A 15,379-nucleotide genomic window follows, 5' to 3' on the forward strand; every position below is an offset into this window, starting at 1 on the left:
CACTGGTGACTCCGATTTATTGACTCGGATTTTATTTATCGTAGTTAAAGATTGCAATGAGATTTGGATCCTGTCGTGGATCGAGTCCGGTGATTTGTTATTATCTTTATGATAAATATAGTTTTAAATTTCAATCTATTTGCAGGTGTTATCCGGTATCTGGAATGCGTGATGCGAAAAAGCTACAATATACTCAGATTCATTTTTGCTGAGATAAGAGCATGGCATTTTACAGTTCCGGGGTTGAGTACGGCATCCATAGCCTGATGTGTATGGTGGACAGCAAAGGCGACGCACGCGATATGAGCGTGCGCGAAATCGCCGAGCTGCAGCGCGTACCATATGACTATCTGGCCAAAATCTTTACCCGCCTGTCGAAGGCCGGGCTGGTACGGAGCAGCGAAGGGAAGGGCGGCGGTTTCCAGCTGGCGAAACCGGCGGAGGAGATCACCGTGCTGGACGTTGCCAACGCCATTGACGGCGATAAACGCATATTTGAGTGCCGCGAGATCCGTCAGCGGCTGGCGGTATTTGAGGAGCATCCACCGGAGTGGGCTTGTGAAGGCATTTGCGGTGTGCGTTCGGTAATGGACATGGCCCAGCAGCGAATGGAAGAAGCGCTCGGCCAGCATACGATTCTGGACCTGGCGCGCAAAATGTACCGCAAAGCACCGGACACCTTTGTGGTGGAAGTGCAGGAGTGGATAGACGCGCGCAAAGGGTAGTGAGTGAAAATGCCCGATAGTGCAAGGCAATCGGGCTTGTTAAATGTAGGCCGGATAAGGCGTAAGCCGCATCCGGCACTGAGTATTACTGTTCGGTACTTGGCGTATTAATCATTCGGTTCAGCCATGGCACCATAATTGCCATTACGACCGTTACCGCCAGCGTCACCAGGCCTATCTTACTGAAGACATTGGTATAGATAGGCAGCGTTTGCAGCGGGTCGGTGATGTTTTCCGGTACTGCGGTGAACGTCGCGACATAACCCCCCATCAGGAAAGCGGCTGCCTGGGTCAGGAACCACATCCCAAGAATAAAGCCCATCAGGTGCTGCGGCACCAGCGCGGCGACCATCGCCAGTCCCAGGGCGCTTATCAGCAGTTCACCCAGACTCTGGAACAGATACACCAACACGATAAACCACGGCGACGTCAGTCCCTGCGCATCGGCAAACCACATTCCGGCAGCAGCAGCGGTCAGGAAGCCCAGCGAACACAGGAACATACCGAGTGTAAACTTCATCGGCATGGTCAGGTCTTTGCCTTTGTTTCCCAGACGGGTATAAATTGCGGCCAGCACCGGACTTGCCAGTACCACCCAGAACGGGTTCAGCGCCTGGAAGCTTACCGGGTTGATGGCGAAACCAAGAATTTCATGGTGCACGTTATTGATAGCAAAGAAGTTAAGTGACGTAGGCATCTGTGCGTACAGTACATAGAACACGACCGCTTCCAGCATCAGGATAAAGGCCACGAACATCTTGTTGCGCCCGGTTTTATCCAGTTTGAAGGCCTGACGGAAGAAAATGATCGTCACGGCAATCGACAGAACGATCAGCACCAGGTTGGCAATCTTCACGTTGTGCATCAGCCAGGCGCAGATAAATATCGTCACTACCGTACCGGCCAGCACGCAGAATAGATTACGGAAATTCAGCGGCTTATGATCTGGCTCAGAACCGATATTCTTCACCATCCCACGGCAGGCAAAGTAGACCAGCAGTGCGACGATAAGCCCGGCCCCGCACAGGTTGTAGGTCACCGCGTAGCCAAACTTATCGGCAATCACCGGCGCCAGCGACAGCGACAGCAGCGAACCGATGTTAATCGACATATAAAACAGGGTGAAAGCGCCATCCAGTCGGGCGTCTTTCGGTGGATAGCATTTTGACAGCAGGCTTGCCGGGTTGGCTTTAAACAGCCCGTTACCCACGGCAATGGTACCCAAAGCAATAAAGATCAGATCGGGCTTGAGTAGCGACATCCCGGTCATGAAGTAGCCGATCGCCAGCACAATCGCACCGAGTACCAGCGTGCGCTTGGTCCCTAACAGGTGGTCGCCGACGTAGCCGCCGATCGAGATCAGGCCGTAGACCAGTGCGGCAAAAGCACCAAAGGTGACGAATGCCTGTTCCTGAGAAAAACCGAGTTGCTTAACAAAAAATACCGCCAGGATGCCCTGAACGCCGTAATAGCCAAATCGTTCCCATAATTCCACAAAGAAGATCATGAAGAACGGACGAGGTTGCTGCAGCAAGCCCGTAGGTGCAGTTTTATTCATATTCCATCGCCTTTCAAAGCCATCCCGAAAAGTATGAACGCGTATGCTTAAACGCGCCGAAAAAGTCTTGTTTTGTTATAGACTGCGGCGATTAGCCGTGCGGGTAGAGTATTATACAGATAATTTTCGATCCAATTAGTTGATCACACTAATTATGATTTATTTGTTGGGTTGATGTACTAATTGTGTCCGGATGATAAAAACAAAAACGCCCGCGCGAGCGGGCGTTTACAGGCTTTACTGTTTGCAGCGGGCCGGGTTATCTCCCGGCGGCAAGCATTTTATGCTTCTTCGTCGTCACGTAACGGAACAATCAGCATGTCGACGTGGACGGTGTTGATCAGTTGACGTGCGGAGGACATCAGTTTGCTCCAGAAATCCTGGTGGTGACCACAAACGACCAGATCCATGTCGTATTTTTTGATGGCATCAACCAGAACCTGGCCCAGGTCGCCGCTACCGCTCAGGGTTTCGGTGATAGGGTAGCCTGCGTTGGTGGACAGCTCGGTTAACGCGTGGTGGGTTTCTTCAGAAATACGTTTCTGCATGTCGCCCAGATTCACGTCGATTAGCCCGGTGTACAGGTCGGAATAGTTTACGTCAACGTGGATAAGGGAGACTTTAGCATTGTAAGGCCGCGCCATGGAGACCGCTTTTTCAACCAGAACTTTGCTTTCCGGAGAAAGATCAACCGCGATAAGAATGTGTTTATAAGCCATAGTGTTACTCCTTCCATAAGTTGTCGATGACTAGCCTGCTGGCGTTTATCTGCCGCCGCGTCATTCGCGTCCTGCGAACCTTATGCGCGGGGCTAGCCCAGTCGTAAAAACGTATCATATAAGGACTATCCTTACATTATAGCGACCAGGATAATCCGTCAATCCGCCTTGCTTGCCAAGCAGTTAAACAAATTTTTTAGTTAATTGCATTGATAGCGATTAACCTTCTGGCAAAAAAATTAACTAATCTCCTACACTATTTAGAGAGGCGCTCGGATGCGTGATACTAACACGAGCGGTTTCGGTAGCACTCTTCACTGAATGATTGGTAGGGTATCGGGGAGCGGTAGTCCCGGAAAGGAGTTCCGTGGGCGGGTCGCCGGGGAGGAGATATGATAAGCACCATTGCGTTGTTCTGGGCTTTGTGTGTCGTTTGCATTGTTAATATGGCGCGCTATTTTTCTTCGTTACGCGCACTGTTAGTGGTACTTCGTGGTTGCGATCCATTACTTTACCAGTATGTCGATGGTGGGGGATTTTTTACCTCGCATGGGCAACCCAACAAGCAGATGCGTCTGGTGTGGTATATCTACGCTCAGCGTTACCGCGATCATCATGATGATGAATTTATACGCCGCTGTGAGCGGGTTCGCGGTCAGTTCATTCTTACCAGCGCGTTATGCGGACTGGTGCTTATCAGCATGGTTGCGCTGATTATCTGGCACTGATTACCAACAACGGATACAAAAAAAGCGGGTCAGTTTCCTGACCCGCTTTTTTACCGTGCATCCGCTTAGATAAGCTTCAGGGAGAGCCAGTACAGCACCCCGGAAAGAATAATCGCCGCCGGCAGGGTGAAGACCCAGGCCATCAGAATGCTGGTTACCGTTTTACGCTGCAAACCGCCGCCATCAACAACCATCGTTCCCGCAACGGAAGAGGAGAGAACGTGGGTGGTGGAAACGGGCATACCGGTGTAGCTGGCGAGACCGATAGAGACTGCGGCAGTCATCTGCGCCGACATCCCCTGGGCATAGGTCATGCCTTTCTTACCGATTTTCTCGCCGATGGTGGTGGCTACGCGACGCCAGCCGATCATCGTACCAATACCCAGCGCCAGTGCGACGGCCATAATGATCCAGATAGGCGCGTACTCAATGGTGCTCAGCATGTCAGCTTTCAGTTTCTTCAGCAGACGCTGATCGTCAGCGCTTACGCCAGGCAGCTTAACCACTTTATCGGTAGTATCAGAGATGCACAGCATAATACGGCGCAGCTGACCACGCTGTTCAACGCTTAACTTGTCGTAAGTTTCCAGATTCGCCAGCATACCTTTCGCGCGTTCCAGCGCGTTGATGGTATTCGCCGGGTGGCAATGGAACTCTGTCGATGCCGTTGTGACCGTTTCCGTCGGGGACGGAATCAGCTGGTCAACGCCAGTCGCCTGCTTGAGCAGGTCCGGGCGTTGCTGGAAGAAGACTTCGACGTTATTGATAGCATCGCGGGTACGGGTAATTTCGTAACCGGAAGCATTCATATTCACTACGAAGCCCGCAGGCGCTACGCCAATCAGCACCAGCATCACCAGACCAATGCCTTTCTGACCATCGTTCGCGCCGTGAGAAAACGCCACGCCGATAGCGGAGAGGATCAGGGCAATACGCGTCCAGAACGGCGGCTTTTTCTTGCCGTCTTTCTTTTCACGTTCTGCCGGGGTCAGGTGGATACGGGCACGTTTTTTCGTACCACTCCAGTAGCGACGCAGAATGAAAATAAGACCGCCAGCAACCACCAGGCCGACAATCGGCGAGATGATAAGCGAGGCAAAAATCCCCATCACTTTCGGGATGTTAAGTGCGTCCACCACCGAGGTGCCGTTCATCAACGCATTGGTTAAACCAATACCGATAATCGCGCCAATCAGCGTGTGGGAGCTGGATGCAGGTAAACCAAAGTACCAGGTACCCAGGTTCCAGATAATTGCCGCCAGTAGCATGGAGAACACCATGGCGAGGCCATGTGATGATCCCATATTTAGCAGCAGATCCGTTGGCAGCATATGCACGATGGCATACGCTACGCTGAGACCACCCAGCAAAACACCAAAGAAGTTGAACAACGCAGCCATGACCACCGCCAATTGCGAACGCATTGCACGGGTATAGATCACGGTTGCGACAGCATTGGCTGTGTCATGGAAGCCGTTAATTGCTTCATAGAACAGCACGAAAGCCAGAGCAAGCAATAGTAAAAGCCCGGTATGTAAATCCAGGCCAGCAAACAAATGTAGCATAGGACGTTACGCCATTTTGAGGACATGAACGCGGCGCATTATCAGTGACTTTGGCGGCGCGGGCAAAGTGAAATATAGAGTTTTTTTGATTTGTCTCCTGCTTTGTTTTACACCACTAAAGAATTATCCTATATATTTCAGATAAATACCCTTTATCGGTAGTTTGGCGCTGGTGCGACCACTGAGGAATCTTTACAATTCACCTCCGCTTTTTAGAGAGGATCGCAACGTGGAAAGGTTTGATACCGTTATTATAGGCGCTGGCGCAGCGGGTATGTTTTGTGCCGCGCAGGCAGGACAAGCAGGTAGTCGTGTGCTGCTGATTGATAATGGTAAAAAGCCGGGACGCAAGATCCTCATGTCTGGCGGGGGCCGCTGCAACTTTACCAACCTTTATGTCGAACCTGCCGCGTATTTGAGTCAAAACCCGCATTTTTGCAAATCGGCGCTGGCGCGTTACACGCAGTGGGATTTTATCGATCTGGTGGGCAAGCACGGTATCGCCTGGCACGAAAAAACGTTGGGTCAGCTGTTCTGCGACGATTCTGCCCAGCAAATTGTCGATATGCTGGTGGACGAGTGTGAAAAAGGTAACGTAACTATGCGGTTACGGAGCGAAGTCCTCAGCGTTGAGCGGGAGGGTGAAGATTTCATCCTGGCGCTGAACGGGATGACTGTCGGCACGAAAAAACTGGTTATCGCCTCTGGTGGTCTTTCGATGCCGGGTCTGGGCGCGACGCCGTTTGGCTATAAAATTGCCGAACAATTCGGTCTGAACGTGTTGCCGACGCGCGCAGGTCTGGTGCCCTTTACTTTGCACAAGCCGCTGCTGGAGCAGCTTCAGGTGCTCTCTGGCGTATCCGTTTCCTCCGTTATCACCGCCGAGGACGGTACGGTCTTTCGTGAAAACCTGCTCTTTACGCATCGCGGGCTTTCTGGTCCGGCCGTGCTGCAGATTTCCAGTTTTTGGCAGCCAGGTGAATTTGTCAGCATTAATTTGTTGCCGGATGTTGACCTTGCGAGCTTCCTTGATGAACAGCGCAGCGCCCACCCTAATCAGAGCTTAAAGAATACGCTTGCTATGCAGTTGCCAAAACGCCTGGTGGAATGTTTACAGCAGTTAGGGCAAATCCCGGATGTCTCGCTGAAACAACTGAACGTGCGCGATCAGCAAACGCTGGTGGAGACCCTGACCGAATGGCGGGTGCAGCCGAACGGTACGGAAGGGTATCGTACCGCTGAAGTCACGCTGGGCGGCGTGGATACCAACGAGCTGTCATCGCGCACAATGGAAGCCCGCAAAGTGCCAGGACTCTATTTTATCGGTGAAGTGATGGACGTCACCGGCTGGCTGGGTGGATACAACTTCCAGTGGGCATGGTCGAGCGCCTGGGCGTGCGCGCAGGATTTGATCGAAAAAAACTAACTTAATACCTCCGACGCAGGTGGCGGGTATAAACGCCTGTCGCCTAACTTTTTTTAAATGCTTGATTAACAATTGTGCTACATATCACAAAATTAAAGCCAGCTTAAAAAGTCGCTTTGACACGCTTTGCCTTACCTTCTAGAGTGGAAAAATACAGATTTTAGATAAGAGACTATCTGTGAAATTAAGATGGTCTCTTATTGCATTTTTTTAGCTAATGGCGACCTTCTTCCGAATATTATGAAGGGGAAAGCCATGTCCGCATGCTCATTCTCAAATCCGATAAAAATCCGTGGCGTTGATGACGTTATCAATTGCATCGATTCTCGCGGAAAAATAAGTGGCAGAGCCGGTATTATTTGGTGGTTAGCATTAGGCGGCCTGTTTCTTGATGCTTTTTCAAATTCAGCTCTGAGTGCTGGATTAAATCCAATGACCCGCAATTTAAATCTGAGCGCAACTGAAGTTGCGTTACTTACCTCATTTTCATCGTGGGTTGCCATATTATTTAATCCCATTGGCGGCTGGATTGCCGATCGCTGGGGGCGTGTACCACCGCTGATTATCGCCAAAGTAATGGCGGTGATTGGTGCGCTGTTGGTGATGTCATCCTCCAGTTTCAGCACCATAATCGTGGGCCGCTTCTTTGTTGGCGTGTCTTATGGGATGGATTTTGCCGTGGCCATGGCGATGCTGGCAGAGTTCACGCCAGTGAAACTAAAAAGCCGTTTAAACACCTGGCAAGGGGTTTGGTATGTTGCGGTTTGTTTAAATCTGGCATTAGCGCTGATGTTTTATTCCTGGGATGTTGGGGATGCTATCTGGCGTTATTCTATTGCCGTGACAGCGTTATGTGGACTCATCGTACTTTTTTTCCAGTTCCGTTATTTAGTAGAAAGTCCGGTATGGTTGGCGAGAAAATCACGGCTTTCTGATGCTGTGATCGCTATGAATAAAATATACGGTGATAATTTTATTCTGGCGCCAAAAGCGGAGCAAAAACCTGTCATTGGGCAAGCAGAAAAAGGGGCGAGAAATGTACTGCTAATATTCCGTGGCGTATATTTACCGCGTACGATTCTGGCTTCTACGGTTCAGATCTGCCAGTCAATCCAATATTTTGGTGTCGGCTGGTATTTGCCGGTTATTAGCGCCGCGATGTTCGGTAAAAACTTTGTGTACGCAACCTTGTGTTCACTATTTTTTAACGTATTTGGTATTGTTGGTGGTTTCTTGTCTCCTGCAATCGGTCGTCGTCTGGGCTTGCGCCGCTCTTCGGCGATCGGTTTTGCCGTGGCTTTTCTCGTACTGCTCACGCTGGGACTGTTCAGCGACAGTATGCCGCTGTGGGCCTCTTTGCTGGTTCCCGCGTTGTTTATTCTTTGTCACTCAGGTGGACCCGGTGCAAACGGGAAAAGCCTTTCATCCCTCTCTTTTCGCAGTGAACTGCGGGCGGGCGCGAATGGCGTGGTCGGTGCGCTCGGGGCAATAGGTGCGGCGCTCGGTCTGTTTATCTTCCCCGTTTTCCGTGATCTCTACGGCTTGCAAACGACCTTCCTGATCATGTCCGCCGTGCCGTTGTTCGCCAGCATCGTCTGCTTTGTGATCCCATGGGATCCCACTCGCACCACGATTCAGCCGGATAACGAGCCTGGCGCCCCGCAGTTCGAATCATCCCATTCATCCTATCCCGAGTCGATGGCCCCAGAATCAAACAGGAGTACGAAATGATTGAATATGAAGATGTCATTCTGGCTATTGATGAAGGTACATCTGGTACGCGTGCGGCAGTGGTGGGGCGAAATAGCCAGGTCCACTGCCTTGAATACCAACCGCTTCAGGTCAGTAGCCAGCGCCATGGCGTTGTTGAACAAGATGCTGATGAAATTTTGCAGGCCACTATTGCGGTATGTCGTACAGCGATTGCTAATGCGCAGCACAGCAAGATGCGTATTGTGGCGCTGGCGATTGCGACGCAACGTTCAACGGCGGTGCTCTGGGATGCAGACACTGGCAAGGCGCTGGCACCTGCGATGGTCTGGCAGGATGCACGTTTTACGGATGAACTGGCGCGACTGGCTCCCGAATGGGATACGAAACTGCTGCCAGTAATTGGACGACCGGTTGGGATACGTTCACCTTACCTCTGGGCGTCATACCATATCGCCAATACACCGGCAGTGAAGAGGGCGCACCAGGCCGGAACCCTGGTTTTTGGCACCGTTGACAGTTGGTTGCTCTGGCATCTGGCGGAAGAAAAAAAATGTGTCACCACCCCCACCAACGCCACCTCTGCGGGCGCGTATTGCCTCAACGAGCATCAGTACCATTTGCCATGGCTGCAGACTCTGAGGTTCCCGACGTCATTGCTGCCTGAATTGCACGATGATACCGATGATTTTGGCTCTACACGTGAAGATATCCTCGGGATCAGCGTCCCGATCCGGGCTTGCGCCGGGGATCAGTTTGCGGGGGCTATTGGGCTGGGTTGCACTGAGCGCGGGCAGGCGTTGTGTATGCATGGGACCGGCAGCTTTGTTGATTTAATGATGGGGCCGACGGTGCCGACATTGAAAAAAAGCTGTGAAAGTACGCTCACCATGACCGCGCGCCGACAAAAAGGACGCTCACACTTCTCTGTAGAAACATTCGTCCCGACGACCGGCTCGGCCCTGAACTGGGTGTGCGAAAAGCTGCGTTGGTTCGACTCACCCGAGCAAATCAGCGAGCTGGCTGCGCAGGCCAATGATTCTGGCGGCGTGAGTTTCATTCCAGCATTAACGGGGCTGCGTGTTCCTCATTTGCAGCCGCATGCCCGCGCCTCGCTTAACGGTATTTCAATCTCGACCACGCGCCCGCAGGTGGCCTACGCCATTCTGGAAGGCATTGCGCATTCGGTAGCCGCCTGTATGCGCGCGAATGAAGCGGCAACCGGCATCGCAACGCAAGAGCTGGTGGTAGGCGGCGGGTTGTCCAATAGCGACACGTTATTGCAAATCCAGGCCGATGTTAGCGGGATCCCCGTACGACGGATGGCCGAAACGGCGAGGGCCAGCTTACGCGGCGCGGCGTTTCTGGCGGGAGCCGATGGGCTGCTGTGGGATTCGTTGTCTGATGCCTGCGCCACGCTGAAAACGGCGCGTCTGTTTGAACCCAAAATCAGTCATGACCTTCGCGAACAAAAAATCAACCGCTGGGAGATGCGTATTGCGCTCGAAATGGAAACCGCCAGCAGCCTCACTACCGCTAATCAGGAGCACGCCGACTCATGAAGTTTTTCCCTTCGCGAAAGCCAAACAAAACACGCAGTGATATGTACGGCGCCGAGCCGTTGCGTCTTCAGCGTCCTGAGCAACTGGACCGGCTGGAAAGCGAAACCTACGACATTCTGATTGTCGGCGGCGGAGTGACGGGAGCCTATGCGGCGCTGGATGCCAGCCTGCGCGGCTATCGGGTGGCGTTAATTGAGAAGAGTGATTTTGCCTCGGGGACGTCATCGAAGTCATCAAAAATGGTGCACGGCGGCCTGCGTTACATCGAGCAAGGGAACCTCGGACTGGTACGTCATTCTTTGCTCGAACGCCAGCGCATGCGCCGCAATGCTCGCCATCTGGTGCAGCGGCTGCCCTTTTTATTTCCGGTACTCGATAAGAATGGCGTGTTTGATAAACGCATGTCCTCTGCGTTTGAAAGTCTGCTCTGGACCTACGATCTCGCCGGGGGATGGCGGGAAGGTATTCTTCACCAAAAATTAACTCCGGCGGAAGTGTTATCGCACTGCCCAACGCTGAAAGAAGAGCAACTCTCCGGTGGCTTTATGTATTTCGATGCCCGCGTTGATGACGCCAGGTTAACGCTGGCCCTGGTGCGGACGGCGGCGTTTCATGGGGCGACGGTGACAAATCATGCCGAAGTCATCGAAACCACACGAGACCAGCATGGCAAGGTCAATGGGGGCATCGTGTATGCCGATGGCAGGGAAATCCGGGTCAAAGCGCGGGTGGTCATTATGGCGACGGGCGTCTGGTTGCGTGACTGGAGTGGGCTGAAAAAAGGGGAATCATCGCCGCTGAATATCCGTCCGGCGAAGGGGGTTCATGTCGCCATCCCGTGGATGAAAATTCGCAATGATTGCACGGTGACCATTCCGGTGGCCGGACGCAGTCGGCGCGCGACCATTACGCGCTGGGGCAACGTCTCCTATCTGGGCACCACGGATGAAGACTATCAGGGTGATTTGAACGATGTTCACTGCAATCGCACTGAACTGGACTTTCTGCTGGAAGGCGCAAACTCGGCGCTGAAAACGGATCTGCGTCCGGAAGATGTGGTGGGAAGTATTGCTGGTTGCCGCCCGCTTGTCGGTACCGCGGGCGGTAAAACCGTTGAGATGAAGCGTAACCATGAGATCAGGGTTGCAGCGGACGGACTGATTACCATTGTCGGCGGCAAACTGACGACATCACGCCACATGGCGGAAGAAACCATTGATGCGGCCAGCAAAATACTGGGCCGTAAAAAAGCCTGCTCAACGAAAACTGCGTATTTGCTGGGCGCGGCTGGCTATGACCCACAGGCCATTCTGGCCTCTGGCGGCCTGTCTGCGCATCTGGGCGAGCGCTATGGCACCGAAGCGCATTTTGTCAGTGACATTATTCAGGCCGATTCCTCGCTGGTTAAACCTATTGTGGAAGGGCTTCCCTACACCGAAGCGGAAGTGGTGTATGCCGTACGCCATGAGCTTGCCAGCACCGTTGATGATGTGCTGTCGCGTCGAATTCGCGCGCGTCTGATGGCACGCGATGCGTCAGCCGCTGCCGCTGAACGCGTTGGGGAGATACTGCAACAAGAACTCCGGTTACAGCCTGAACAGGTTGCAAAACAGGTAGCCAGCTATCAGGCCGCAATTAAACATGAAAAATCAATGCTTATGGGGACATCAGAATGATCAGTAAAGAAGCGATTAAACGTGGTTACAACCGTGGAAACTATACCGTTGGCGCACATACTCGCCCCGCATGGGCAACGGATATCACCCGCAGCAATGGCGCAAAAGGAATGCAGGTAGATCCCGTTGCGGTTAGCGAAGCGACGTGTGACCGGCTGCGGGTGATTGCTGATGAGGTGCTGACGTCGGAGTCCGATGTGATTACTTGGACCCGCGACTGGTGGGCCGGTTCGATGATTGCGGAAACCCAGGGCGCGCCCGCCACCTCAAAAGGCGTGATTGTACGCGTTTCTACCGTAGAACAGATTCAGGACGTAATGCGCCTCGCCAGTGAATCCGCTATTCCGGTCACAGTTTCTGCCGGGCGCAGTAACGTTACCGGAGCCGCATTGCCGTTGCGCGGGGGGATTGTGCTCGACGTTTGCGAACTCAACAAATTGCTCGATTATGACCCGCGAAGCCAGATTGTTGAGGTAGAAGCCGGCATGTTTGGCGATATTTTCGAGAAAACTATTCAAAAAGAGTATGGCATGACCATGGGGCACTGGCCGTCATCGTTTGGGATCAGTACTGTCGGCGGTTGGGTTGCCTGTCGCGGTGCGGGACAGCTATCTACACGCTACGGAAAAATTGAAGATATGGTTTTTGGCATGGATGTGGTGCTGGCTGATGGGCGCTTAATCACCGTTGGCGGTTATGCCCGCAGCGCTATCGGACCTGATTTACAGCAAATGTTTATCGGTTCGGAAGGCACGCTGGGCGTGATAGTACGTGTGCGTTTGAAGCTACATCGTCTGCCGGATTATGGCCGTGCTATCGCCTGGGGTTTTTCCAGTTTCGCCAGCGGGCTGGAGGCGTGTCGCGAAATCTTACAGCATGGCGCTAATCCAGCGGCACTGCGCTTGTACGATAACCTGGAAAGCGGCGTGCAGTTTGGCCTGCCCGAGACCAATGTCCTGTTGATTGCGGATGAGGGAGAACCTGACATTGTCGACGCGGTGTTGGCGATCAGTGAACGTATTTGTCAGCAGAGCGGAGAAGAACTTGACGGTGAATCCATCTTTGAGCGCTGGCTGGATACCCGGTATCTGACGGGAAAAAGCGCCGAAGGCTTTAAGAAAAGCCCCGGCCTGGTGGCGGATACGCTGGAAATGGTGGGGCGTTGGCGCGATCTCAGTGCGGTTTATGATGATGTGGTGGCTGCGATTAACGCCGTACCGGGCACGCTGGCGGGGTCTGCGCATCAGTCCCATGCCTACGTCGACGGCGCATGTCTTTACTTCTCGCTGCGTGGCGATGTGCCCGTCGAGCAGCGTGCGGCCTGGTATCGTGCGGCATGGGATGCGGCAAATGCGGTACTGATTAAACACAAGACTTCCCTTAGCCATCACCATGGCGTCGGGCTGCTCCGTTCCCCCTACATGCAGGCTTCTTTAGGCGAATCGCTGTCGGTTCTGGCTGATATTAAAAAAGCGCTGGATCCGCAGAATATCCTTAACCCGGGCAAGCTGGGCTTAAGCGCTCAGCTTTACGCACATCAGGCAGGTCAATCATGATAAAAAACCTTGGCGTGCTTCTGGCACGCCAGCCCGTCATCATGGCGATTTACGGTATTGAGCAACTGAAAACCGCACTGTCCAGCAAAGCTGAAGTCTGCATTATTGCCAATATCGATCTGATCAAGCTCCAGCCGGTGATCGAACTGCTGTCGAAGGCGGGAAAGTACGTCATCGTGAATATCGACAGTTGTAATGGGCTGTCTCAGGATAAAGGCGGCATTGATTATGTGGCCGAAACGGGGGCGATGGGGTTGCTTTCCACGCGTCTGCAAACCGTACAGCGCGCGAAAAAATGCGGGCTGATCACCATGCAGAAAATCTTCGTCACCGACCGCTCCACCTGGCTACGCAGCCTGAAAGCCGTGGAGCAAAGCGAACCCGATTATGTGCAACTGATGCCTGCGCAGATGCTGCCGTTGCTGCCGCAGGCCGATCGTAATGTGTTGCCGCCGATTGTGGCCTCCGGGTTTGTCTGCAATGAGGAACATGCCCGGACGGCGCTGTTGCACGGCGCGATAGCTGTATCAAGCAGCGACAGCGCGTTATGGGATGTGAATTTGCTACGTTAAACCACCGGGAGCCAAAAATGGAAAACACGCAGCTGTTTGTCGTTGCACATTATTTTGCCCAACCGACGATGGGTGACAAGGTTAACGACGCGCTCAAAATGCTGGCAGAGGCAACGCGTCAGGAGCCTGAAAATATATCGTATGAGTTTTTCCGCTCCACGGAAGATGGCGATCGCTTTGTGATTCTTGAAACTTATCGTTGTGCAGAGGGGCTGGAACTTCATCGGCAAACGGAGCATTTCCAACGTATTGGCACTGGCATTATTGCCCCGATGCTGGCGCGTAAAGAGGTGAAAAGCTTTCACATTCATCCCGATGAACCGCATTGCTAAAAGCTGTCCATTTTCACTGCAAGGAATACCCCAATGAAAAATGTCATGAAGGATTTTGCGTTTACCACGGTAGCGGAAATCATCGTCGAGTGGGCGGGGGCGTCACGGTTAGGAGAGATCCTTCAGCCACGGTTTAGCGCACGTCGTGTATTGCTGGTGACCGATCCCGGTCTGGTCAAGGCTGGGGTTTTGCCACCGGTTCTGCACAGTCTGCGCAACGCAGGGTTTCAGGTGACGCTGTATGATCGGGTCCAACCCGATCCACACGAGCGCCTCGTTCGCGAAGCTTTACAGGTTGCCCGCGATGGTAACTGCGAAATGGTTATTGGTCTGGGCGGCGGCTCCTCGCTCGATGTCGCAAAGCTGGTGGCTGTATTAATCAACTCTGAACAAGACCTGCCGGAGCTTTACGGCATCGACAAGGTCGCCGGGAAACGTCTACCGCTGGTTAACATTCCCACCACCGCCGGCACCGGGTCTGAAGTCACCAATATTGCAATTTTGACGACCAACGATGACAGCAAAATGGGCATTGTCTCCCCGCAACTGTATGGCGATTTGGTGCTATTGGATGCGCAACTGACCCTGGGACTTCCTCCTGTCCATACTGCCGCCGCCGGGATAGATGCGATGGTGCATGCGATTGAGGCCTATACCGGCAAGCATAAGAAAAACCCACTCTCGGACGCGCTGGCCCGCGAAGCGTTACGTTTAATCAGTCGCCATCTGGTGACCGCATGTCGTGACGGGCACAACCGTGAAGCGCGAGAAAATGTGCTGCTGGGCGCGATGCTGGCGGGACAGGCTTTCGCTAACTCTCCGGTGGCGGCGGTGCATGCACTGGCTTATCCCTTGGGAGGCAGACACCATATCCCGCACGGCTTGTCGAATGCGCTAATGTTGGTTCCGGTACTGCAGTTTAACGTGGCGGTAACTGCCCCACTTTATGCCGAGCTGGCTCCCGTCATTGGGGCGCAGGTGACAGGAAATGTGGATATCGATGCCCAGTCGTTTATTGCCGGGATGGTAAGCATTATTGCGGCAACCGGGGCGCCGAACAGGCTACGTGACATTGGTGTTCCCGCAGACGGTCTGGCGATATTGGCGCAGGATGCCATGCAGCAGACCCGCTTGCTGGGCAATAATCCTGTTACGCTTAATGAAGACGATGCGTTGCGGCTTTACCAGCAGGCTTATTAAACCCTGAACGTGTCCGGTGAGTGGATCACCAGACACGCTTTATCGGCGGC

13 protein-coding genes are annotated in these 15,379 nt (G+C 53.2%); 10 read left to right on the forward strand and 3 right to left on the reverse strand.

Going from position 1 to position 15,379, the window contains the following annotated elements:
• The first annotated feature begins 221 nt into the window (after positions 1 to 221).
• On the forward strand, positions 222 to 725 hold the full coding sequence (locus tag FDW92_RS21465) for an Rrf2 family transcriptional regulator (protein WP_042311782.1): 504 nt from the start codon (positions 222 to 224) through the stop codon (positions 723 to 725).
• An 85-nt stretch (positions 726 to 810) separates the two neighbouring features.
• On the opposite strand, the gene dtpB is transcribed toward FDW92_RS21465, so the two are convergent.
• Together dtpB and uspA are read right to left on the reverse strand one after the other, a co-directional pair.
• Positions 811 to 2,283 carry a dipeptide/tripeptide permease DtpB gene (gene dtpB / locus FDW92_RS21470; RefSeq protein WP_042311784.1) on the reverse strand — a complete coding sequence of 491 codons (1,473 nt, stop codon included), beginning with the start codon at positions 2,281 to 2,283 and terminating at the stop codon, positions 811 to 813.
• A 281-nt stretch (positions 2,284 to 2,564) separates the two neighbouring features.
• Positions 2,565 to 3,002: a universal stress protein UspA gene (gene uspA, locus FDW92_RS21475; protein WP_003023368.1), complete on the reverse strand. Its 438-nt coding sequence runs from the start codon at positions 3,000 to 3,002 to the stop codon at positions 2,565 to 2,567.
• 392 nt (positions 3,003 to 3,394) lie between these two features.
• Between uspA and uspB the strand changes: the two genes are divergently transcribed.
• Positions 3,395 to 3,730: a universal stress protein UspB gene (gene uspB, locus FDW92_RS21480; protein ID WP_003023371.1), complete on the forward strand. Its 336-nt coding sequence runs from the start codon at positions 3,395 to 3,397 to the stop codon at positions 3,728 to 3,730.
• A 65-nt stretch (positions 3,731 to 3,795) separates the two neighbouring features.
• On the opposite strand, the gene pitA is transcribed toward uspB, so the two are convergent.
• On the reverse strand, positions 3,796 to 5,295 hold the full coding sequence (pitA, locus tag FDW92_RS21485; protein ID WP_038635082.1) for an inorganic phosphate transporter PitA: 1,500 nt from the start codon (positions 5,293 to 5,295) through the stop codon (positions 3,796 to 3,798).
• Between the two features lie 229 nt (positions 5,296 to 5,524).
• Here pitA and FDW92_RS21490 point away from each other — a divergent pair, with 229 nt between their 5' ends.
• The 8 genes from FDW92_RS21490 to FDW92_RS21525 all read left to right on the forward strand — a co-directional run bounded on the left by FDW92_RS21490 (position 5,525) and on the right by FDW92_RS21525 (position 15,329).
• Positions 5,525 to 6,721, forward strand: a complete 1,197-nt coding sequence (locus tag FDW92_RS21490) for an NAD(P)/FAD-dependent oxidoreductase (RefSeq protein WP_042311785.1) — start codon at positions 5,525 to 5,527, stop codon at positions 6,719 to 6,721.
• 255 nt (positions 6,722 to 6,976) lie between these two features.
• On the forward strand, positions 6,977 to 8,452 hold the full coding sequence (locus tag FDW92_RS21495; protein WP_042311788.1) for an MFS transporter: 1,476 nt from the start codon (positions 6,977 to 6,979) through the stop codon (positions 8,450 to 8,452).
• Complete coding sequence (locus tag FDW92_RS21500; protein ID WP_042311791.1) at positions 8,449 to 9,993, forward strand: FGGY family carbohydrate kinase; 1,545 nt, start codon at positions 8,449 to 8,451, stop codon at positions 9,991 to 9,993. Before FDW92_RS21495 ends, FDW92_RS21500 begins: the two co-directional genes overlap by 4 nt.
• Entirely contained in the window at positions 9,990 to 11,669 is a 1,680-nt protein-coding gene (locus tag FDW92_RS21505) for a glycerol-3-phosphate dehydrogenase/oxidase (protein ID WP_042311793.1), read from the forward strand. The genes FDW92_RS21500 and FDW92_RS21505 overlap by 4 nt, the downstream gene beginning before the upstream one ends.
• Positions 11,666 to 13,225: an FAD-binding oxidoreductase gene (locus FDW92_RS21510; protein ID WP_042311795.1), complete on the forward strand. Its 1,560-nt coding sequence runs from the start codon at positions 11,666 to 11,668 to the stop codon at positions 13,223 to 13,225. Before FDW92_RS21505 ends, FDW92_RS21510 begins: the two co-directional genes overlap by 4 nt.
• The gene (locus FDW92_RS21515) at positions 13,222 to 13,797 is read left to right on the forward strand and encodes a glycerol-3-phosphate responsive antiterminator (RefSeq protein ID WP_042311797.1); all 576 of its coding nucleotides are present in this window, start codon (positions 13,222 to 13,224) and stop codon (positions 13,795 to 13,797) included. The genes FDW92_RS21510 and FDW92_RS21515 overlap by 4 nt, the downstream gene beginning before the upstream one ends.
• 17 nt (positions 13,798 to 13,814) lie before the next feature.
• Positions 13,815 to 14,129 carry a putative quinol monooxygenase gene (locus FDW92_RS21520; RefSeq protein ID WP_042311800.1) on the forward strand — a complete coding sequence of 105 codons (315 nt, stop codon included), beginning with the start codon at positions 13,815 to 13,817 and terminating at the stop codon, positions 14,127 to 14,129.
• 33 nt (positions 14,130 to 14,162) lie between these two features.
• Positions 14,163 to 15,329, forward strand: a complete 1,167-nt coding sequence (locus FDW92_RS21525; RefSeq protein WP_042311801.1) for an iron-containing alcohol dehydrogenase — start codon at positions 14,163 to 14,165, stop codon at positions 15,327 to 15,329.
• Positions 15,330 to 15,379: the final 50 nt, after the last annotated feature.

The sequence above is a fragment of the Citrobacter sp. wls706 genome, assembly GCF_005281305.1.
GTDB lineage: Bacteria > Pseudomonadota > Gammaproteobacteria > Enterobacterales > Enterobacteriaceae > Citrobacter > Citrobacter werkmanii.

Excerpts from the sequence above, each read along its gene's own strand:
- FDW92_RS21465 (WP_042311782.1), top strand. The coding sequence starts at position 222 with ATGGCATTTTACAGTTCCGGGGTTGAGTACGGCATCCATAGCCTGATG.
- dtpB (WP_042311784.1), bottom strand. The coding sequence starts at position 2,283 with ATGAATAAAACTGCACCTACGGGCTTGCTGCAGCAACCTCGTCCGTTC.
- uspA (WP_003023368.1), bottom strand. The coding sequence starts at position 3,002 with ATGGCTTATAAACACATTCTTATCGCGGTTGATCTTTCTCCGGAAAGC.
- uspB (WP_003023371.1), top strand. The coding sequence starts at position 3,395 with ATGATAAGCACCATTGCGTTGTTCTGGGCTTTGTGTGTCGTTTGCATT.
- pitA (WP_038635082.1), bottom strand. The coding sequence starts at position 5,295 with ATGCTACATTTGTTTGCTGGCCTGGATTTACATACCGGGCTTTTACTA.
- FDW92_RS21495 (WP_042311788.1), top strand. The coding sequence starts at position 6,977 with ATGTCCGCATGCTCATTCTCAAATCCGATAAAAATCCGTGGCGTTGAT.
- FDW92_RS21500 (WP_042311791.1), top strand. The coding sequence starts at position 8,449 with ATGATTGAATATGAAGATGTCATTCTGGCTATTGATGAAGGTACATCT.
- FDW92_RS21505 (WP_042311793.1), top strand. The coding sequence starts at position 9,990 with ATGAAGTTTTTCCCTTCGCGAAAGCCAAACAAAACACGCAGTGATATG.
- FDW92_RS21510 (WP_042311795.1), top strand. The coding sequence starts at position 11,666 with ATGATCAGTAAAGAAGCGATTAAACGTGGTTACAACCGTGGAAACTAT.
- FDW92_RS21515 (WP_042311797.1), top strand. The coding sequence starts at position 13,222 with ATGATAAAAAACCTTGGCGTGCTTCTGGCACGCCAGCCCGTCATCATG.
- FDW92_RS21520 (WP_042311800.1), top strand. The coding sequence starts at position 13,815 with ATGGAAAACACGCAGCTGTTTGTCGTTGCACATTATTTTGCCCAACCG.
- FDW92_RS21525 (WP_042311801.1), top strand. The coding sequence starts at position 14,163 with ATGAAAAATGTCATGAAGGATTTTGCGTTTACCACGGTAGCGGAAATC.